Genomic DNA, 19,917 nt, shown 5'->3' with positions numbered 1-19,917 from the left:
AGCAAAGGCCTCCAGGCATTCCAAGCGCTGGCGCCATGCCCCCACGCCCTAAAGTTTCAAGCGAATCGCATCGATAATGCGCGCGCAGCGCTGCGTGGCGGCAAGGGGCATGACGGGACTCTCGAGTTTCCCCGCCCGGATGAGCTGGGTCGCATGCTGGATTTCGCCGTAGAAATCATCGATCTCAAACGGGGCATTTATTTCGAGCGTTCGTCCGTCGGAGTACTTCACATAGGCGAGCTCGGGACGATGGAGGCGCTCGATTTCCAACGAGCCTCGCTCGCAGTCAATCGTTAAGCGGCTTTCATATGCAGCTTTGCCGTCGCACGCCATATGAATGGGTATACCGCCGACGCTCATACGGATCTCGTCGGCCCAATCGACGCGGCCGCCCGATACGTCACGCCAGCGAACTTCACGGGATGAAACCTCGCACGCGCCCGCGAGCAAATCCTCAAACCAACCGACCGCATAGCAGCCCATGTCATATAGACAGCCGCCCTGCAACGGATCAAGCAGATAGCCCGAAGGAGGCTCGCCGTAATCGAGCTTTTGCACGCTTTCAATCGAGACAATACGGCCAAGCTCACCCGACGCAAGCAAGTCCTTCACGCGAGTGCGCATCGGGCAAAACCGATTCTTCATCGCCTCCATAAACAGCACGCCGCGCTCACGAGAGGTGGAGGCAATCGAGAGAGCCTCTTCCTCACTCAAAACGGCCGGCTTTTCGCACAGCACGGCCTTTCCGGCGCGCAGCGCGCGACAGGCCCAACGCGTATGCATGCCATGCGGAAGAGCCAAGTAGATTGCGTCGACATCGGAGTCGGCAATCAGCGCGTCATAAGCCGCATTGCCGTTATCGTCGACCGAGGCGTGGCCATGCGCAGCATCGATCGAAAACGCTCGGCAAAATTCCTCGACATGTGCAGGAGTGCGACCGGCCGCAGCCACCAGCCGTGCCCCGTCGACCTTCTTGAGCGACGATGCAAATCGATGAGAAATGTGTCCGGCACCCAAAATGCCCCAACGAACCTCGCGCAAATCATCACATGAATCCCGATGGCCCACGACAGCCCCCTTCAGTTGCGGTGAAATAGTTCCTGTTGATGCCTTATTCTGCCGCAAACAGGAACTATTCCACCGCAAGTTATAAAAGGGTCATGAGGAGCGCGTTTTGCCGAAGGCCTTAAGCACCGCCGTCACGGGACCAGGCTGGAAACGTCGGCGCACATCGTCGAGACGCTCGGGAATATCGATGTGCTGCGGGCAGTGCCGCGCGCATTTGCCGCATTTGACGCAATTGCTCACCAACTTGGGCTCGCTTGTGCGCACCGCGCTCGCCGTAAAGTATTGCGAGATGCCCGTAAACCAGCTATGTGCATAGCTCGCGTTGTAGGCGGCAAAGCAGCCAGGAATATTGATGCCCTTGGGACACGGCATACAGTAACCGCAACCCGTGCAGGGCACACGATTCGATTTCTCAAACTCTTCCAGCACATGCGCGATGGTATCGAGCTGGCCTGTTGACATCGAGTCCGGCAGCGCGCGATCTGCCAGCGCCGCGTTCTCATCCACCTGCGCGGTATCGGTCATGCCCGAAAGCAGCATCGTCACCTGTGGATGGTTCCACACCCACGAAAGCCCCCATGCGGCAGGCGTATGCAAATGTGGGTCGTGCGCCTCATCGAGCACGGCGCGAGCCCGCGGCGGCAGCTTGCCCGCCAGTCGTCCGCCCAACAGCGGCTCCATCACAAACACCGCGAGCCCGCGCTCGGCAGCGGCCAAGAGCCCCGCCGTTCCCGCCTGGTAGCGCTCGCCGGCATAGTTGTACTGGATCTGGCAAAAATCCCAGTCATACGCATCGAGCATCGTGAGGAAGTCCGCCGCGCTGCCGTGGTACGAAAAGCCGATCTGGCGGATACGCCCCGCAGCCTTTTGGCGCGCAATCCAGTCCTCGATGCCCAGTGCCACCAAGCGCTCCCACTGGGCGGGCGAGGTAATGTTGTGCATAAGGTAATAGTCGATATGGTCGGTCTGCAGGCGGCGCAGTTGCTCGTCGAAGAACCGGTCGAAATCCTCCGCGCACTTGCACGAAGCATGCGGCAACTTAGTCGCCAGCAACACCCGGTCACGCAGCCCCAAGCGCTCAAGCGAGGCGCCCACGCACGCCTCGTTACCGGGATAGAGATACGCGGTGTCCAGATAATTAATCCCCTGCTCCACCGCACGGGAAATGATGGCGTCGGCTGCCTTCGCATCCGGGCGTCCCGGCGCACCGGGAAACCTCATGCAGCCCAGCCCCAACGCCGAGATACGGTTGCCGCTTTTGGGGTCAACGCGATATTGCACGGCCCCTCCCCTCCCATCGAAGCCCTGACAAGGCAAAACAAACCCGTCACGTCATCGAAACACATCGGAATCGCAATTGAGAACGTATCGTAACGCAGCAGAAATCAAGCCGTCACGGCACCGCTTTAACATCAGCAAAAAGCCCGATGAAAGAAGCCAACCATGCCCGCGCGTGAGGACGCCTACCCCCACCCCGGCGAGCAATACATCCTCTCGGTCGACCGCTATCAGATCGAGGTCATGGACCATCTGGACGAGCTTCCCGCCACAGGCGCCGTCATCTTCTGCACCTTCCCCAAGGTGCGCGATGGCGTTGGATATCCCGCACGCGTTTTCGCGGTCTGCCCCGCAGCGTAAGCTCCACGCGTCCATTCATTTAAAAATCGCCACCCTGCATGCACAAGGTGCGCTGGCGGCATACAATCCATCAGGCGCCCCTTACGCGGGCGCCTTTTATATGGGGAGATAATTCACATGCAGATCAACAAGGTCACCTTTATCGGCAAGGGTGGCGTCGGGCTACTCTACGGCAGTATGATCGCCCAGGCACTCGGCAACGACGCCGTCGAATACGTTATGGATGACGTCCGTTTTGAGCGTCACGCGGGCGATGCGCTCACCGTCAATGGCAAGCCCTGTGCACTCAAGTCCGTCCGCGCCAGCGAGGCAACGCCCGCCGATCTGGTCATTCTCACGGTCAAGACGACTGGACTCAACCAAGCACTCAAGACTATGGAGCGCGTCGTGGGACCCAATACGCTCATCGCCTCGCTGTGTAACGGCATTACGAGCGAGCAGAAGATTGCCGAGCGCTTTGGCTGGGAGCATACCGTTCTTGGTATTTGCCAGGGCATGGACGCCGTGTTCCTCAACGGAGAGCTCACCTTTACCAATGCGGGCGAAATCAGCTTTGGCGCGGCGGCCGGCACCGAGCTCGCAACCGTCACCGCCATCGACGAGCTCTACACGCGCTGCGGCATCGCCCATACCGTCGAGAGCGACGTTGCGCACCGCATGTGGGCCAAACTCATGCTCAACGACGGCATCAACCAGACGTGTATGGCCTACGGCGGGACCTACGGAAGCGCCACGGAGCCGGGCTCCGAGCAGCGTCGCTGCTTTGTTTCTGCCATGCGCGAAACGCTTGCGGTCGCCAACGCCGAGGGCATTGAGCTGACCGAGGCAGATCTGACGCAGATGGTGCACCTCATTGAGGGAATCGACCCCACCGGTATGCCCTCGATGGCGCAGGACCGCATCGCGCAACGAAAAACCGAAGTCGAGGAGTTCGCGGGCACCATTTGCCGCCTGGCCGTCAAACACGATATCCAAGTGCCACAAAACGATTGGCTCTATCAGCGCATCCGCGATATCGAGAAAAGCTGGTAGCGCCCGGCTCACCACGTCAACAGGCTCAACAGCAAAGCCGCCACAAGGAGCACTCCCCTTACGGCGGCTTTCATCTTCATCTATAACCAGTAGTCGATGTCCCGACGGTTAGAGCTGCGACTCCGACGCCTGGTCCTCATCGTCGCGACAAAGGACTGCACCCGCACTTCCCAGCAGTGCGGCCGCGACCAACGCACTGACCACGATAGAGGCAGCCCCACAAGACCCCTGCATGCCCGCAACGAGCGCGGCCGTAGGACCAAGGCAGCCAAGCACCAATGCGACGGCGGCAATGGCAATATCTCGAGCGTTCACAAGACCACTTCCTCCACGAGAAAGACCTTATTTCTCATGAACTAGTGTGCCCCGCGCCCATATGCGCGACGTACCGTCACGGTAAGGGCTCTGTTAGCTCAAGCGCACACATAGAACGGGCGTCCTTACGTTGCCCTAAAGCTCGGTAAAGACGCCCGTCCGCAAAATATCCGTGATGCAGAACAATTACCAGCCAGTGTAGTAGTCGGTGGTTCCGGCAGCGCAGCCGGAGTCATAGACCTTGCACTCACCCTTGGAGCCGGTAAACGTGGAGCCTTGGGCCTTATCGCCCGCGGCCACGACGTAGTAGCCATCGGAATCGCGCCAAAAGCCCTCGGAATCCTGCGTCCATTCGCCCGTGCGGTGGTGATACAACACGTTGCTGCTGTAATAAGTCTCGCGGCGGCCGTTATAGTTATTGACGCCGCTCGAGCGCGTCAGGCCCGAGCCGTTCGCGTAATACGCAGCAGACGCGTAAGACAAGCCGGAGCCGGCGTTGTAATACGAAGCCTGAACGGCCTCAGCGGCCTCGGCTTCGGCTGCGGCAGCCTCGAGCGCCTCGCGCTTGGCATCCTCGAGCGTGGAGCGAAGCTCGTCGAGCTCGGTCGACTTGGCGTCGACCTCCCCCATCGTCAACAGGCTACCCGCGCCGTCGATGCAACCCTGCAGCACAGCGCGCTCGTCATCGGTAGCATAGTCGCCATACATATTCATAATGATCTGAGCGCGCATCTCCAGGGAATCGCGCTTTGCCCCCATCGAGGCGTTCCACTCCTGCATGGAGCCATAACCGTCACCGCGGTAGTCGACGGGCTGCACCAGCGTCGCCTCGGACGGCGTAGATCCGACCGTATCAGACAGTGTTGCCGCGTGGGCATCAGTTGCGCCGGCGCCCGCCAAAAGTGCCACAGTCAGAGCGGCGGAAAGGGCGGCGGCTTTCGGTTTTCGTGAATCGATCCTCATGTAGCTGGAAACCTCCGTAGTGTGTTTTTGCTGCGTTTGAGCTGCGTGTGATTCGATCGCGCTGCATAGTACCCCGAGCAAATCGCGACCTGCGGTTTTACTCAAAAGGCGCACATCAATTGCGTAAAACTCACATCCTCTTAACAGGAGTTTTCCACAACTCGAATGCATAAAGCGTGCCAAAAACCCTGTTTTTACACCCTCTCTATGCAAAAAAGCGCCTGTGCAACCATAGTTCACACAGGCGCCTTGAGCAGGCATTTTATGCAGTTATACCTATCGAGTCGCAAGGGGTCCTTGCACAAGTCGCCTTACTCGTCCAGCGCGGCGAAGGCCTGCTTCAGATCCCAAATGATATCCTCGGCGTTCTCGGTACCGATGGAAAGACGGATCGTGGAGGGCGTGATGTTCTGCTCGGCGAGCTCCTCGGCAGAGAGCTGGGAGTGCGTGGTGGTAGCCGGGTGCACGACGAGCGACTTGACGTCGGCCACGTTGGCGAGCAGCGAAAACACCTGCAGATGGTCGATGAACTTCCAAGCTGCCTCCTGGCCACCCTTAATCTCGAAGGTAAAAATCGAGGCACCGCCACGGGGGAAGTACTTCTGATAGAGCTCGTGATCGGGGTGCTCAGGCAGGCTCGGGTGGTTCACCTTGGCGACGTGGCTGTCACCAGCCAGGAACTCAACGACCTTCTTGGTGTTCTCGACATGACGGTCAACGCGCAGCGACAGAGTCTCGGTGCCCTGGAGCAGGACCCAGGCGTTGAACGGGCTGATGCAAGCGCCCTCGTCACGCAGCAGGATAGCGCGGACATAGGTCGCGAAGGCGGCGGGACCGGCAGCCTCGGCAAACGAAACACCGTGGTAGGAGGGGTTGGGCTCAGCGATCTGGGCGTACTTTCCGCTCGCCTTCCAATCGAAGTTACCGCCGTCGACGATCACACCGCCCAGCGAGGTGCCGTGGCCACCGATGAACTTGGTTGCGGAGTGGACGACGATGTTGGCACCATGCTCCAGCGGACGGAACAGATACGGGGTGCCGAAGGTGTTATCGACGACAACCGGCAGACCGCGCTTCTTGGCGATCTCGGAGATGGCGTCGATGTTGGGGATGTCGGAGTTGGGGTTGCCGAGCGTCTCGAGATAGATGACCGTAGTGTTGTCCTTGATGGCCCCCTCGACCTCTTCCAGATTATGAGCGTCGACAAACGTGGTCTCGACGCCAAACTGGGAGAGCGTATGCTCCAGCAGGTTGTAGGAGCCACCGTAGATGGTCTTCTGGGCAACCACATGGTCACCGGCCTGGGCAAGTGCCTGCAGGGTATAGGTGATGGCGGCGGCGCCAGAGGCGACGGCGAGGCCAGCAACGCCACCCTCGAGCGCGGCGATACGGTCCTCGAAAACGCCCTGGGTGGAGTTGGTCAGACGGCCGTAGATGTTACCGGCGTCGGCAAGACCAAAGCGGTCAGCGGCGTGCTGGGAGTTGCGGAACACATAGCTCGTGGTCTGGTAGATAGGCACGGCACGGGAGTCGGATGCAGGATCGGCGCTCTCCTGGCCAACGTGCAGCTGCAGGGTATCGAAACCAAAGGTGTGCTCGGGGTTGTTGATGAACTGGCTCATGATGATCTCCTTGATCGAACAAAAGTAATAAGAGTGAGAGAAGTAAGTCGCTATCTCCTGATTACGCCAACGGGCGCAAACAGGAGCCCGGCATTCGTCTTGGTAAGCAATTCATATGCGGGCCTCCTTTCGCATCCCGGTTCCGTGGTTGGCTTAATTACCTACCGCCTTTGTGTGTTTTGAATAGTACGAGCATTGTTTCTCTCGGTCAATCACTTAAAAGCGCTAACCTGTTATCGGTTTTGTAGATAACACACGAAAGGACGGGCGCCGATGACCCTCCAGCAGCTTCGCTTTTTGATCGCCGTGGCAGAGTCCGGCTCAATCAACGCCGCGGCCCAGCGCCTCTATACCGCTCAGTCCAACATCTCAAACGCCGTCAAAAGCCTGGAACAGGAGCTCCATCTGGAAATCTTTACGCGCTCCAGCCGCGGCGTCACGCTCACCAACGATGGCACCGAGCTTTTGGGCTATGCGCGCCAGGTCGTTGAGCAGGCCGACATGCTCGAGGCCCGCTACGAAGACGGCGGCATCCCGCAAGCCCGCCTTGCCATCTCGGCCCAACACTACGCGTTTTCGGTCGAGGCCTTTGTCAACGTCGTCGAGCGCTGCCGCGACAGCAAGTTCGAGTTCATCATGCGCGAGACCACCACAGCGCAGATCATCGACGACGTGCGCGCGTTTCGCAGTGACATCGGCATCCTCTATCTGGATGACTTTAATACCCGTGTCTTGCAGAAGGCCTTTACCGATGCCCGGGCGAGCTTTCATCCCCTCTTTGATGCAAAAGTCCACGTCTTCGTTAGCGAGCGCCACCCGCTTGCCCGCCGCCCGCAGCTGTCCCTTGCCGACCTCACACCCTATACGCGCTACAGCTTTGAGCAGGGAACCTCAAACTCCTTCTATTACGCCGAGGAACCTTTTAGCTATATCCCTTGCGACCGCAACATACGAATCTCGGACCGCGGAACACTTACTAACTTACTTATCACGTCGAACGGTTACACCCTGTCGACCGGTGTCCTCTCCAATGAAATGCAATGGGGTATGGCATCGATCCCGTTAGCAGACGCCCCGACGATGCATGTGGGCTACATCATGCACGACGATCGCAAGCCCTCTCCCCTCTTGCAGCAATACCTCGACGAACTCAACCGCATCATCCATGCCAACCAACTGTCGGAAGACGGGGTAGAAATCGTAGATTGCTAGCCCCCGGCGGGCATGGCGCTACAATGGTCACTCACACGAAACGTACCCAACGAAAGGAACCATGTGAAGGTCATCATCTATACCGACGGCTCGGCCCGATCAAATCCGGGACGCGGCGGCTACGGCGCCGTGCTCAAATACACCAACCCCGCCGGCAAGACCTTCACCTCTGAGCTTTCGCGCGGCTACGCCAAGACCACCAACAACCGCATGGAGCTCATGGCCGTTATCGTGGCACTCGAGGCGCTCAACCGCCCCTGCGACGTCGAAGTCCATTCCGATTCGCAGTACGTCGTTAACGCCTTCAACAAGCACTGGATCGACGGCTGGAAAAAACGCGGCTGGAAGACCGCCAACAAGCAGCCTGTCAAGAACCGCGATCTGTGGGAGCGCCTGCTCACCGCAAAGAGCAAGCACAAGGTTGAGTTCATCTGGGTTAAGGGTCACGCCGGCCATGAGCTCAACGAGCGCTGCGACGAGCTTGCCACCAGGGCGGCCGACGGCAGCAACCTCGATATCGACACTGGCTTTAACGAGAGCGACCTGTAACGGCGTTTTCGCACGCTATTTCCTGCCCCTTCGCGCTACACTCATCCTGTAAACCGAACGGCACGAGGGGGATACATGCTGCGTATAGCGACCATCGGCACATCCATGATTACCGACGACTTTATCCAGGTCGTCAACGCCAACGACCAAGCTGCGTTTGTGGGCACGCTCTCGCGCGATGCTGATCGCGGCGCCGCCTTCACCGCTAAGCACGGCGGCGAGCGTAACTTCACCGCACTCGACGGGCTCGCTTCCGCCAACGACGTCGACGCCGTCTACATCGGCAGCCCCAATGCACTCCATCACGAACAGGCGCTCGCCTGCATCGCCGGCGGTAAGCACGTTATCGTCGAAAAGCCCTTCTGCGCCACCGAGGCGCAAGCGCTTGAGGTCTTCCGCGCTGCCGAGGCAGCAGGTGTCGTGGCCCTCGAGGCCATGCGTCCCCTCCACGATCCCGCCTTCCACGCCATCGAGGACGCCTTGGGTGAAATCGCCCCCATCCGCCGCGCCTCATTGCGCTTTGGCAAGTATTCCTCGCGCTACAACGAGATTCTCGCGGGACGCGCCACCAATATCTTCGACTGCAATATGGCATCGGGTTCCCTCATGGATATTGGCGTCTACACCGTCGAGCCCATGGTCGAGATTTTCGGCATGCCCTCCGGCCTTACGAGCATGGCTACTCTGCTCGACCCCACCACGCGACAGCTCACGCACGGCCCCATCGACGGCTGCGGTTCCATCCTCGCCAGCTACGGCGGTGGCCGAATCTCCGTCGAGCTCGCGCACTCCAAAATTACGAATGACCTACTGCCCTCGCAGATCGAAGGCGAGCGTGGCACTATCCAGATCGACCATCTGTCCACGCCCCGCAACGTCCGCATCGACTATCGCGGCGACGTCGTACGCGGCTCGGCGACCGAGGCGCCGCGCGAACAGGGCGATAACGGCCGCGTGCTCGACCTGCCCAAATCGAGCAACACTATGGAATACGAGCTCACGGACTTCATCACCGCCATCGGCGGCATCGATAACGTCAAGGAAGAGATTTGGGAGACCCCGGCGGGACGCCACGAGCTTGGCCACTACCGCGATGTCACGCTCGTCTCACTACGCATCATGGATGCCGTGCGTCAGCAGGCCGGCATAACCTTCCCGGCCGACGCAGGCAAGCAGGCATAGCGATGGGCCTCTTCGATACGTTCTTCTCCAGCGTCACCGGCGGCAGTCGAGAGCCTCAAAAACCATCAAACGTCGAGCTCGAGCTGCGCCGCAGGCTTACCGTGCTCGCAAGCGACGAGGCCACTCAAGACACTCCCCTGCGCTATTTCCTGCGCTGGGCGGGGCAAGTCCAAGGCGTTGGTTTTCGCTTTACCAACACCAACCTCGCGCAGGCACGCGCACTCACCGGCTGGGTGCGTAACATGGAAGACGGCTCAGTCGAGATGGAGATACAGGGAGCTCCGGCAAATATCCTATCTCATCTCGAGGCACTTCATGCCTCCTACGAGCGCATGGGAACGCGTTTTCGCCTCGTAGATGCCCAGGCCCGAGCCCCACTTGCCAATGAAGACGGTTTCACTCCTCATTATTAGTATTGTGTGCTAAATACGGTATCATTTACCTACGACCGTTAATAGAAAAGAGGCGAGGCGCATGACGGTGCAAAGAAGGAATACCAAGCAGCGAAAGCTGGTTCTTGACGCCGTGCGCCAAAGCTATAACCATCCCACCGCCGACGAAATCTACAACGTCGTGCGCGCGCAGGATGACAAAATCAGCCGCGGTACGGTCTACCGCAATCTCAATCTCTTGGCCGACGCCGGCGAAATCCTCTCCATCAAGACGCCGGGCGGCAGCCGCTTCGATCGCACCGTCGAGCCGCATGCGCATATCATCTGCACCTCGTGCAGCCGCGTCATCGACGTACCACTCCCCTTCGATGCACAGCTCGACGCCAAAGCATCCGAGCAAATCGGCTGGCACGTCACGTCGCACTACACCATCTTCGAGGGTCTCTGCCCCGATTGCCGGTAGACGTTTGGAACATGCCTTAAAATCCACCTTTCCGCACTTTGCAGCAAGAAGTAGATTTCTAGACATGCCCCAAATGTTTACTCAGCAAGTAGACGGTGCAGTTCTTCTTCGACCGTGCGCACGTAACGGACGCGGTCGTTGACGCCACGCATGGTGGGGTTGCAGCTCTCCATCAGATAGGGATGGCCCACGACGTTGAGCATGTCGCGATCGTTCTCATTGTCGCCAAAAGCCATCATCTCATCGGGCGAAATACCCAGGGCACGACCGTAATCGGCAAGCGCGGAGCCCTTGCCCGAACCGAAACCGATCAAGTCCGTCCATGCGGTTCCCGACGTCATCACTTCGACACGATCGCTAAAGAGGCGCTCGAAATACTCCCGGGCTGCCGGATAATCCACCTCGGGCGTCTGGAAGCCAATCTTAATGACATCCTCGTCGATGTCCTCGGGACGGTCGACCACCGCCACATCGCAGTGGACCACATAGCGCAAATGGTCGACGAACGCATCGTTACCGCTCATGGCGTAGATGTGCCCCTCACACGAAAGGGTCACGTCGGTATGGGGATACGCAACCACGGCATTCGCGATAGCCATAGCAAGGCTACGCTCCATAGAGCGCTTGACAACGGCACGCCCCTCGCTCATCACCAAGGTTCCGTTTTCGCATACATAGGTGAGCTCATCGGCCACCGGGGCAAACAGGTAGCGCAAGCTCGCATATTGACGGCCACTCGCCGGCATAAACACGATACCGCGACGATGCAGCTCATCGATAAGCTCAAAGGCCTCGGAACGCAGCTCGCGCTCCCCCGGATGCAGCAACGTGCCGTCCAAATCGCATGCAATCAGTTTGATTCCCTCAAGACCCATATGCTTCCCCAAAGCCTCCTATCAACAGCAAGACGGACCTTGATTGGTCGCCCCTCAAAGCCCATCTTGCGCATACGCGCGCTTAGCCGCGCACCTTTTTTACGATGGTAAAGTCTGGAGCCATGCTCACGACGACCTCCGCCGCACTCGACGCAAAGCGCCGGCTGGCATCGAGCTCGCGTGTGACCACCGAGAGCCGAACACCCTCGACACCCCGGAGCATGCGGCCCAAAACAGGCTGCACCGGCGTATACATGCGCACGGTATGCTCGTCCGAGTCGCCTCGGAAGAGCGGCGCATGCATGTTGCCGATCTCCCAGCACGAATGCGCGAGCGCAATCGGGTCCATGCGGTCAACTTCGACCAAATAAACCTCGGCGCTGCGCAAGCGCACGACAACTGCCACGGGCACCATGCCCGAACGGTCGATGGCGAGCACGTCGCCATCGGCAAGACGACCGCCGTCGGCAGTATCCAGCCGAACATCGATCGTGCGCCCCAGCTCCGTCACGCCCGCAAACGCGCATACATCAGCCTGATCCCAATCGAGCAGTAGCTCGTCAACCTCAAAGACGCCGCCCAACTTCCGGCGAAGCAGGAGTTCATAGGACGGATCGTTGAGATTTCCCAAGCATGTCGTCGAAACCAAGCGTTCAGGCATACTCTAACCCTCGACCTCGACGAGCTCGATATCAAAGTTGAGATCCTTGCCGGCAAGCTCGTGGTTGGCATCGAGCGTCACGGCCTCGGGCGTCACGTCAATGACGACGGCGGGGACAGGCATGCCGCTCGGCGTGGACAGGAAGAGCTTCATGCCCTTCTCGATCTGCTCGATGTTGGGAACCTGTTCGGCCGGGAAGGTAATAACCATCTCGGGATTGTGCTCGCCGTAGGCATCGGCAGCAGGAATGTGCACGGTCTTCTTCTCGCCCACCTGCATGTCGACAACAGCGGCGTCGAAGCCCTTGATCATCTGACCGGCACCGCAGGTGAACTCCAGCGGCTCGCCGCGATCGTAGGAGCTATCGAACTGCGTGCCGTCATCGAGCGTGCCGCGATAATGGGTCTTGACCTTCTTGCCCTGGTTGGACATGGTAACCTCCGTAATAAGGGCGGCGCACAACGCGGGCCGCCATGAACATATGGCGCTAACTATACCCTAGTCATACAATTCAATGACAGTTTGCAAAGAAACGCTGCAACCGGAGGAACCATGGCATATCCCGTATTTGACCTTCACTGCGACACCGCTGACCGCATCGGCTGGGCCACACTCGATCTCGACCTGCGCTTTACCGCCGGCACCGACGGTTATTTCCCCGGCGACGAAACACATCCGCAAGATTTCGATCTCATCGAGGGCAACGCCTGCGCCATCTCGCTCGCAAAGATTGGCAACACGCCGTGGGCACAGTGCTTCGCCACGTTTGTCCCCGACGAGATTCCCACCGCCCACGCCGCGCGCTTCCAGGCGCAGATCATGGCGCATATGAGCGGCCAGGCAATGCTCAACCACGACCGCATGGTCAACGTACGCAGCGCCGCAGACATTCGCCCCGCGCTCAAGGACGGCAAGGCCGCTTGCATCCACACCATCGAAAACGCCACGTTCTTTGCCGAGGACCCCGCGCTGATCGAGGTGCTCAAGAGCTTGGGCGTGCTTATGTCGTCACTCAGCTGGAACGCGCAGGGACCGCTCGCGAGCGGACACGATACCCACGCCGGCCTCACCGCTGCCGGCATCGAGGCACTTACGCAGATGGAGCACGCCGGCATGGTACTCGACGTCTCCCACCTCAACGATGAGTGCTTTGACGAGGTTGTCGCCCACGCCACGCGCCCCTTCGTCGCCAGCCACTCCAACTCCCGCACCGTCTGCGGCGTCAAGCGCAACCTCACCGACGACCAGTTCCGCACCATTCGCGACACGGGTGGCATCGTCGGCCTCAACTACTGCAGCGAGTTCCTTTCCAACGACGCAACCGACAAGACCGCCGCAGACGTCACCTTCGACCAGCTGGCGGCACATATCGAGCACTGGCTCGACCTGGGCGGCGAGGACGTCATCGCACTCGGCGGCGACTGGGACGGAGCCACGGTGCCCGCTTTCCTCTCCGATGCCAGCAAGATGCCCGAGTTCCAGAACATGCTCTCCAAGCACTTTGGCAAGACCGTGATGCAAAAGCTCTGCAGCGATAATGCGCTTGCCTTCTTTGAGCGTTATTAATATCACGTCCCTTGAGCGGGCCGGCATGCCGAACGGTCGACATGCCGGCCCGTCCCCAACCTGAAGGACCGCTTTTGACGCAGCAATTTACGATTACCGTATCCCGACCGGATGGCACATCCATCCCCGTCGTCGTTACCAAAAAGCGCGTCAAGAACTTCAACGTACGCGTCACATCGAGCGGTGAGGTCCACGCCAGCGCACCGCTCGGCGCCAGCCGCGAGCGTATCGAAGCGTTTGTGAAGCGCAACAGCGCCTGGATTATCAGCCGACTTGACCAGCGTGAGCAACATCAGGCGACAGCGCGAGAGCCGCTCAGTCCCTCGTCCATCATTGCGCTTTGGGGCAAGCCCATCACGGTACAAGATGCGCTCGATCACAACTTTGCGTCACCTGCACCGCGACCCAAGCAGGCCACCTTCGCAAGTTTTATGGGTACCGATGAATCGGACGAAGGCCCACAGGCCAAGCGGCGCGCAATCCTCGACGGCCTAACGTCCGACGAGCTCCAAGCCCACATCAGCCAGCTTTATACGACCGAGGTCACCGCAGCGCTACGCGACATCGTGCACGCATACGAAATCACAATGAGTGTCGCCGTTTCCCGCGTCTCCGTGCGCAGCATGAAAACGCGCTGGGGATCATGCACGCCCAAGACCGGAGCCATTCGCATCGCACGCGAACTTGCCGCTTATCCCATCGAGTGTCTCGACATGGTTGTCGCCCACGAGCTCGTCCACCTGCTCGAGCCAAGCCACAATCAGCGGTTTCACGCCCTGCTCGACAGGTACTGCCCCAACAATAGAGCGCTGTCGCAGCGGCTCAAGCAGCCACCCATAGAGACGTATTAGAACCGGTTAGCGCACGCGCTCGATCTCGACGCCGCAGCTTGCCAGGGGAAGACCGACGGGCGCCCAAGGCTTATCGAGCTTAACACGCACGCCAAGCAGCAAGGGGTAACGACGCAGCAGCATCTGGGCCACACCCTCGGCTGCCGCCTCGATAAGCTTAAACGTATGCTCGCGCAGATAGCCATCAACATCGTGGCACACCGAGCCATAGTCAATCGAGGCGTCCAGGTTATCGTGCTCCCCCGCTGCACGCAGGTCGGCATAGAGCACCAGGGACACGATGAACTTCTGGCCCAGCGCGTTCTCTTCGGGATACACGCCGTGGTTGGCAAAGACCTCGAGACCGTCGATAGTAATGCGGTCGGCATGGCGCAGATCATCATAGCTCACGTGGGGCACCGCCGTTGCGGTGGATATTTCGCCCCTTCCACGGCGTGCGAGCTCGGCACCTTCAGTCTTGGTTGCATTCTCGGGCAGTTTTTTGTTATTCATCGCGATCGTCTCCTTCGTTTAGAACCCCGACCGCGCAAACTAACTACACGCGAATCGACAGGTTCTTTTTATCGTCGCTCCAGTTGCAAGCATTGCGCGCGGGGCATGCAAAGCAGGCGCGCGACGCTTTGTCGGCTGCGTAGAGCAGACGCTCAAGCGGTTGGCTGTTCACGCGCAGCTTTCGATGGCCCAGAATGGCCGTCTTAATGGCTGCGGCATCGGCCGGCTCAAACGCTACGTCATCGGGCATGCCGCCGAGAATCGCATCAGCGACGCGTTCGCTTGCAACATCATGGGATATACCCGATTCATACTGTTCATCTTTGCCGATATCGTGAAGAAGTGCCGTGGCGTAGATGACCTCGCGGTCAAATTCGAGCTGTTCCTCGAGATTCTTGATCCACATAATGCGAGCGACATCGAGCAGATGGTCAATACCGTGGCGGCAGAAGATGCGCCCCGATTCCAACTGCGCAATGTTGCCCAGGTGCCGCCGGAACAGCCCGTTGGCACAGATGTAATCGATACGAGGCATGGCACCAAAGGGGGCCAGGCCCGAAGCCATAAAACCGCGACGCGGCGTTCCCTCATCGGTCTTCGATGCAAAGTCGTTAACGGCTCTCATGGTTAGCGGTCCAGCATCCTAAAGAATCGCTCCTCGAGCGCGGGATCGGTCTCAAAGACGCCGCGGCGAGCGAGCGTCACAGTCTTGGTGCCGGGCTTTTGCACGCCACGCATCGTCATGCACATATGCTCGGCCTCCATGAGCACAATCGCCCCTTGCGGAGCAAGATACTCCATGAGGGCATCGGCAACTTGTGCGCACAACTGCTCCTGCAGCTGCAGGCGACGGGCGTAGACCTCAACCGTGCGGGCAAGCTTAGAAAGCCCTGCGACACGGCCGTTGGGGATATAGCCAATGGCGGCCTTGCCATAAAACGGCAGCAGATGATGCTCGCACAGCGAGTAGAACGTAATGTCGCGCTCGATAACCAAATCATTCGAAGCGACGGCAAAAGTTTTGGACAGATGCTCCTTGGCACTCTGGTCCATACCGCCGGCGATCTCACCATACATACGAGCGACGCGCGCCGGGGTCTCCAGCAGGCCCGCACGAGTTGGGTCCTCGCCTATGCCCTCAAGCAACAGCTTAATGGCGGCCTCGACTTTTTCCTGATCGACCATCTGGGCCTCACTTTTCCGATTTTGCGTTCGCGCTATGGTACCACGCCCTCCGGCATCGGCCACAAGCTACATAGTATGGGTCGAATAGACCGGATCATCACGCCAAAGTTCAACCGCATCACAAAGCGCAACGCCCTCGCGCTCAGCACGGGCGCGCGTAGCGTTCATGTCGATCACGCGCTGATTGCTCGAGCCCCTAAAGCGCAACGAGATATCGTACAGATCCTGAACGAACGGGCCGTCCACCAACATATCGAGGCAGGCCAGGATACGGTCCGTCACCTCGGTATGATGACGGCCACCCGGCATAAGCTCCTCGAGCACGTCACCGGTAAAGCACCAAATGGTCTTGCCCGACCCCGCAGGATAGGCCGCACGCACGCGCTCGATAAAGTCAACAAGCCCCGCCTGATTCTCGGGCTCCATAGGCTCGCCACCCAGAATCGTCAGGCCATCGATAAAGGGATGATCGAGACTCTCGATAATCTTATCCTCGACGGCGCGATCGAACGGCTCGCCCGCAGCAAAGTCCCACGCGACAGAGTTAAAGCAATTCTTGCACCCACGACGGCACCCGCTCACAAACAGAGAAGTACGAACGCCTTCTCCATCAGCAATGTCGAAATACTTAATGTTCGCGTAGTTCATAGGTAACTCTCCCGGGAGGCCGGGACATATCATCCCGTCCTCAAACATTCTCGGCCTTCGGCCTGCGAAACTGCGGGCGGGACGATATGTCCCGGCCTCATGCAAAGGGTAACTCAATGAACGAAGCGAACATCGAGCATAGGGTTCGAGATCTAATAAAAACTGGGTTGCGGCTCAACCGCCATCGCAAGTAAATCGCAGCTGCAGCTCGAATTATCTCCGCTAAGAACTTCGAGGAGTGAGCAGACCGCATGCCGCATCTCAGCTACGTCAACTTGGCCGCCCCGTAGCGAGGCCCCGGACCTTTGCTCGATATGAGTTCCGCACGAACAGGAGGCGCCAGTGGCGCCTCCGTCGTGAGCCAGGACTGTCCGAAATAGCGAGTAAAGGTCCGGGGCCTCGCTACGGGGCGGCCTGGTATGGTTATTAGAGATGCAGCACGCGGTCGCGGATCTCCTCGGTTCGGCCCTGGTTCCAGAACTGGGTACCGATGTAGCCGCACGTACGACGAGCGACGTTCATCTTCTCCTGGTCGCGGTTGCCGCAGTTGGGGCACTCCCACACCAGCTTGCCATCGTCCTCGACAATCTTGATCTCGCCATCGTAGCCGCACACCTGGCAGTAGTCGCTCTTGGTGTTGAGCTCGGCGTACATGATGTTGTCGTAGATGTACTGCATCACGCGAATGACAGCCTTGAGGTTGTCCTGCATGTTGGGAACCTCAACGTAGGAGATGGCGCCGCCCGGCGAAAGCTGCTGGAACATACCCTCGAACTTGAGCTTATCGAAAGCATCAATCTCCTCGGACACATGAACGTGATAGCTGTTAGTAATGTAGCCCTTGTCCGTCACGCCCGGGATAATGCCAAAACGGCGCTGCAGGCACTTGGCAAACTTGTAGGTCGTCGACTCAAGCGGGGTACCGTACAGCGAGAAGTCAATATCGCTTTCGGCCTTCCACTCCGCGCACTTGTCGTTCATGCGCTGCATGACGGCCATGGCAAACGGCGTGCCTTCCTTCTCGGTGTGGCTGTGGCCCGTCATGTACTTGACGCACTCATACAGACCGGCATACCCCAGGCTGATGGTGGAGTAGCCGCCCACGAGCAGCTTATCGATCGTCTCGCCCTTCTTCAGACGTGCCAGGGCACCGTACTGCCAAAGAATCGGCGCGGCATCCGAAAGCGTGCCCATCAGGCGCTCATGACGGCACAGCAGGGCACGATGGCAAAGCTCAAGGCGCTCGTCGAAGATCTTCCAGAACTTGTCCATGTCCTGATGCGAGCTCAGCGCGACATCGGGCAGGTTGATGGTCACGACGCCCTGGTTAAAGCGGCCATAGTACTTGGGCTTGTTCGGGTCGTAGTTCAGCGCGTTGGCAACGTTGTTAAAGCCGTTGCCCGAGCGGTCGGGCGTCAAGAAGCTGCGACAGCCCATACAGGTATAGCAGTCACCGTTACCCGCGGTCTCGCCCTTCGACAGCTTGAGCTCGCGCATCTTCTTCTCGGAGATGTAATCGGGAACCATGCGCTTGGCGGTGCACTTGGCAGCCAGCTGGGTCAGGTAGAAGTACGGGGAATTCTCGTGAACGTTATCGTCCTCGAGTACATAAATAAGCTTGGGGAATGCCGGGGTAATCCACACGCCGGCCTCGTTCTTAACGCCCTCATAGCGCTGACGAAGCGTCTCCTCCACAATCATGGCAAGGTCATGCTTCTCCTGGGGCGTACGAGCCTCGTTAAGATACATGAAGACCGTCACGAACGGCGCCTGACCATTGGTGGTCATAAGGGTCACGACCTGATACTGAATCGTCTGGACACCGCGACGGATCTCGTCACGCAAGCGGTCCTCAACAACCTCGCGGACCTTTTCGGGAGATGCGGAAACGCCGAGCTCCTCGAGCTCGCGGGCGACCTCGCCACGAATCTTTTGACGGCTCACCTCAACGAACGGGGCAAGATGGGTCAGCGAAATCGACTGGCCGCCGTACTGGGAGGAAGCAACCTGGGCTATAATCTGCGTCGCAATATTGCAGGCAGTCGAGAAGCTGTGCGGCTTCTCGATCAGTGTGCCCGAGATAACAGTGCCGTTCTGGAGCATGTCCTCCAGGTTCACCAAGTCGCAGTTATGCATGTGCTGGGCAAAGTAGTCGGAATCGTGGAAGTGAATCAGGCCCTCATTGTGGGCATCCACGATCTCCTGGGGCAGCAGCACGCGCTGGGTCAGGTCCTTGGAGATCTCACCGGCCATGTAGTCACGCTGAACGGAATTGACGGTCGGGTTCTTGTTGGAGTTCTCCTGCTTGACCTCTTCGTTATTGCACTCGATCAGCGACAGGATCTTGTCATCGGTCGTGTTCTTCTGGCGCTTCAGGCTCTGGACATAGCGATAGATGATGTAGTGGCGGGCAACCTCGTAGCAGTCGAGACGCATGATCTCGTCCTCGACCAAATCCTGGATCTCCTCGACCGAAACGGTGTGGCCCGCGTTCTCGCATGCCTCGGCGACGTTTTGCGCCGCATAAACCACCTGGCGGTCGGTTAGACGAGAGCTCTCCTCGACCTCCAAGTTGGCGGCGCGAATCGCATTGACGATCTTATCGATGTCAAAGACAACCTCGGTGCCGCTGCGCTTGATGATCTTCATCCTCTTGCCTCTTTCGCGTCGTAGCCTCATTGCGCTTCAGAGCCAAACGATGCCCGGCAGGGCTTGCCCCTGTCTTGCGGCGCCGTCGCGCAATCTGTGTTCTCGATAAACCATAGGTCCTCATGCGGACAATCCTCGTAGCCGATCAAGCGACTCAAAGGCGTGTCCGAAGGGGACGAACAAGGTCTTCGTTCTCTGTCCGCCATCTATCATACGACAAAGATGCATCTATATCCTGTATTCTTTTTTTAGGTCAAACACAACATATAGTGTTTCAGCAGGTCAAAGCAATTAGTCATTTTGCAGACGCATTAAAAATGAGGGGTTCTTGGCAAGTCGGTAAAACGTTACCAACACGGCTACCTGCATGGCAGTTATAAAACCCCCTTAGTCAAGCCGCTGACAAATCCTACCAAAACCAAGCCGCTCACGCCAAAAGAATCCAAAAGATTGTGCTTGACCAACATGTTGCCTTGATTATCAACTTCATCCGAACACTTCCCACATTCATCCGCACATGTGCGGATGAATGTGGGAACCCGATACCCTGAGGG

At 58.8% G+C, this 19,917-nt stretch carries 23 protein-coding genes; 9 read left to right on the top strand and 14 right to left on the bottom strand.

The genetic code is table 11. The annotated features are described in order from the left end of the window. Positions 1-48: 48 nt before the first annotated feature. Positions 49-1,068, bottom strand: a complete 1,020-nt coding sequence (locus tag LK493_RS02900; protein ID WP_227790069.1) for a Gfo/Idh/MocA family protein — start codon at positions 1,066-1,068, stop codon at positions 49-51. A gap of 90 nt (positions 1,069-1,158) precedes the next feature. Further along, positions 1,159-2,349: an aldo/keto reductase gene (locus tag LK493_RS02895; RefSeq protein ID WP_227790068.1), complete on the bottom strand. Its 1,191-nt coding sequence runs from the start codon at positions 2,347-2,349 to the stop codon at positions 1,159-1,161. Between the two features lie 162 nt (positions 2,350-2,511). Between LK493_RS02895 and LK493_RS02890 the strand changes: the two genes are divergently transcribed. Both LK493_RS02890 and LK493_RS02885 read left to right on the top strand, forming a co-directional pair. After that, positions 2,512-2,706 (top strand): cyclase family protein, encoded by a 195-nt coding sequence (locus LK493_RS02890; protein ID WP_195245744.1) that lies wholly within the window; start codon positions 2,512-2,514, stop codon positions 2,704-2,706. 117 nt (positions 2,707-2,823) lie between these two features. Then, positions 2,824-3,738 carry a ketopantoate reductase family protein gene (locus LK493_RS02885; protein WP_227790067.1) on the top strand — a complete coding sequence of 305 codons (915 nt, stop codon included), beginning with the start codon at positions 2,824-2,826 and terminating at the stop codon, positions 3,736-3,738. A gap of 108 nt (positions 3,739-3,846) precedes the next feature. Here LK493_RS02885 and LK493_RS02880 read toward each other — a convergent pair whose 3' ends face one another. The 3 genes from LK493_RS02880 to LK493_RS02870 all read right to left on the bottom strand — a co-directional run bounded on the left by LK493_RS02880 (position 3,847) and on the right by LK493_RS02870 (position 6,638). After that, positions 3,847-4,053, bottom strand: coding sequence for a hypothetical protein (locus LK493_RS02880; protein WP_195245745.1), 207 nt, complete (start codon positions 4,051-4,053; stop codon positions 3,847-3,849). A 186-nt stretch (positions 4,054-4,239) separates the two neighbouring features. After that, positions 4,240-5,016, bottom strand: a complete 777-nt coding sequence (locus LK493_RS02875; protein WP_195245746.1) for a hypothetical protein — start codon at positions 5,014-5,016, stop codon at positions 4,240-4,242. A gap of 311 nt (positions 5,017-5,327) precedes the next feature. Beyond that, positions 5,328-6,638: an O-acetylhomoserine aminocarboxypropyltransferase/cysteine synthase family protein gene (locus LK493_RS02870; RefSeq protein WP_195245747.1), complete on the bottom strand. Its 1,311-nt coding sequence runs from the start codon at positions 6,636-6,638 to the stop codon at positions 5,328-5,330. Between the two features lie 273 nt (positions 6,639-6,911). Between LK493_RS02870 and LK493_RS02865 the strand changes: the two genes are divergently transcribed. The 5 genes from LK493_RS02865 (at position 6,912) to LK493_RS02845 (ending at position 10,436) form a co-directional block, all read left to right on the top strand. After that, positions 6,912-7,850, top strand: a complete 939-nt coding sequence (locus LK493_RS02865) for a LysR family transcriptional regulator (RefSeq protein ID WP_195245748.1) — start codon at positions 6,912-6,914, stop codon at positions 7,848-7,850. A gap of 12 nt (positions 7,851-7,862) precedes the next feature. Continuing rightward, on the top strand, positions 7,863-8,399 hold the full coding sequence (rnhA, locus tag LK493_RS02860) for a ribonuclease HI (RefSeq protein ID WP_195245749.1): 537 nt from the start codon (positions 7,863-7,865) through the stop codon (positions 8,397-8,399). Between the two features lie 75 nt (positions 8,400-8,474). Continuing rightward, positions 8,475-9,581, top strand: coding sequence for a Gfo/Idh/MocA family protein (locus tag LK493_RS02855; RefSeq protein ID WP_195245750.1), 1,107 nt, complete (start codon positions 8,475-8,477; stop codon positions 9,579-9,581). Positions 9,582-9,583: 2 nt separating this feature from the next. After that, the gene (locus tag LK493_RS02850) at positions 9,584-9,994 is read left to right on the top strand and encodes an acylphosphatase (protein WP_195245751.1); all 411 of its coding nucleotides are present in this window, start codon (positions 9,584-9,586) and stop codon (positions 9,992-9,994) included. Between the two features lie 61 nt (positions 9,995-10,055). Further along, positions 10,056-10,436: a Fur family transcriptional regulator gene (locus LK493_RS02845; RefSeq protein ID WP_195245752.1), complete on the top strand. Its 381-nt coding sequence runs from the start codon at positions 10,056-10,058 to the stop codon at positions 10,434-10,436. Between the two features lie 77 nt (positions 10,437-10,513). Here the strand turns inward: LK493_RS02845 and LK493_RS02840 are convergent, their stop codons facing one another. The 3 genes from LK493_RS02840 to LK493_RS02830 all read right to left on the bottom strand — a co-directional run bounded on the left by LK493_RS02840 (position 10,514) and on the right by LK493_RS02830 (position 12,404). Next, positions 10,514-11,311, bottom strand: a complete 798-nt coding sequence (locus tag LK493_RS02840) for an HAD-IIB family hydrolase (protein WP_195245753.1) — start codon at positions 11,309-11,311, stop codon at positions 10,514-10,516. Positions 11,312-11,393: 82 nt separating this feature from the next. Further along, the gene (locus tag LK493_RS02835) at positions 11,394-11,972 is read right to left on the bottom strand and encodes an urease accessory protein UreE (protein ID WP_227790066.1); all 579 of its coding nucleotides are present in this window, start codon (positions 11,970-11,972) and stop codon (positions 11,394-11,396) included. Positions 11,973-11,975: 3 nt separating this feature from the next. Beyond that, entirely contained in the window at positions 11,976-12,404 is a 429-nt protein-coding gene (locus LK493_RS02830; protein ID WP_055286916.1) for an FKBP-type peptidyl-prolyl cis-trans isomerase, read from the bottom strand. Positions 12,405-12,524: 120 nt separating this feature from the next. Between LK493_RS02830 and LK493_RS02825 the strand changes: the two genes are divergently transcribed. Both LK493_RS02825 and LK493_RS02820 read left to right on the top strand, forming a co-directional pair. Further along, entirely contained in the window at positions 12,525-13,538 is a 1,014-nt protein-coding gene (locus LK493_RS02825) for a dipeptidase (RefSeq protein WP_195245755.1), read from the top strand. Positions 13,539-13,612: 74 nt separating this feature from the next. Next, positions 13,613-14,389, top strand: coding sequence for a M48 family metallopeptidase (locus LK493_RS02820; protein WP_227790065.1), 777 nt, complete (start codon positions 13,613-13,615; stop codon positions 14,387-14,389). A gap of 6 nt (positions 14,390-14,395) precedes the next feature. Here LK493_RS02820 and folB read toward each other — a convergent pair whose 3' ends face one another. From folB to LK493_RS02790, 6 genes are all read right to left on the bottom strand, one after another. Continuing rightward, complete coding sequence (gene folB / locus LK493_RS02815) at positions 14,396-14,881, bottom strand: dihydroneopterin aldolase (protein ID WP_227790064.1); 486 nt, start codon at positions 14,879-14,881, stop codon at positions 14,396-14,398. Positions 14,882-14,924: 43 nt separating this feature from the next. Beyond that, positions 14,925-15,506 carry an HD domain-containing protein gene (locus LK493_RS02810; protein WP_227790063.1) on the bottom strand — a complete coding sequence of 194 codons (582 nt, stop codon included), beginning with the start codon at positions 15,504-15,506 and terminating at the stop codon, positions 14,925-14,927. Between the two features lie 2 nt (positions 15,507-15,508). After that, positions 15,509-16,066 (bottom strand): GTP cyclohydrolase I FolE, encoded by a 558-nt coding sequence (gene folE, locus LK493_RS02805; RefSeq protein ID WP_227790062.1) that lies wholly within the window; start codon positions 16,064-16,066, stop codon positions 15,509-15,511. A 66-nt stretch (positions 16,067-16,132) separates the two neighbouring features. Then, positions 16,133-16,714 (bottom strand): anaerobic ribonucleoside-triphosphate reductase activating protein, encoded by a 582-nt coding sequence (gene nrdG / locus LK493_RS02800; protein WP_227790061.1) that lies wholly within the window; start codon positions 16,712-16,714, stop codon positions 16,133-16,135. 426 nt (positions 16,715-17,140) lie between these two features. Next, on the bottom strand, positions 17,141-19,363 hold the full coding sequence (nrdD, locus tag LK493_RS02795; RefSeq protein WP_022094397.1) for an anaerobic ribonucleoside-triphosphate reductase: 2,223 nt from the start codon (positions 19,361-19,363) through the stop codon (positions 17,141-17,143). A gap of 374 nt (positions 19,364-19,737) precedes the next feature. Further along, on the bottom strand, positions 19,738-19,917 hold a 180-nt coding region (locus LK493_RS02790), incomplete at its 5' end, for a hypothetical protein (protein ID WP_227790060.1).

The sequence above is a fragment of the Collinsella aerofaciens genome (assembly GCF_020709435.1).
GTDB classification, from domain to species: Bacteria; Actinomycetota; Coriobacteriia; order Coriobacteriales; family Coriobacteriaceae; genus Collinsella; species Collinsella aerofaciens_AU.
This window is presented reverse-complemented; position numbering and strand designations above follow the sequence as displayed.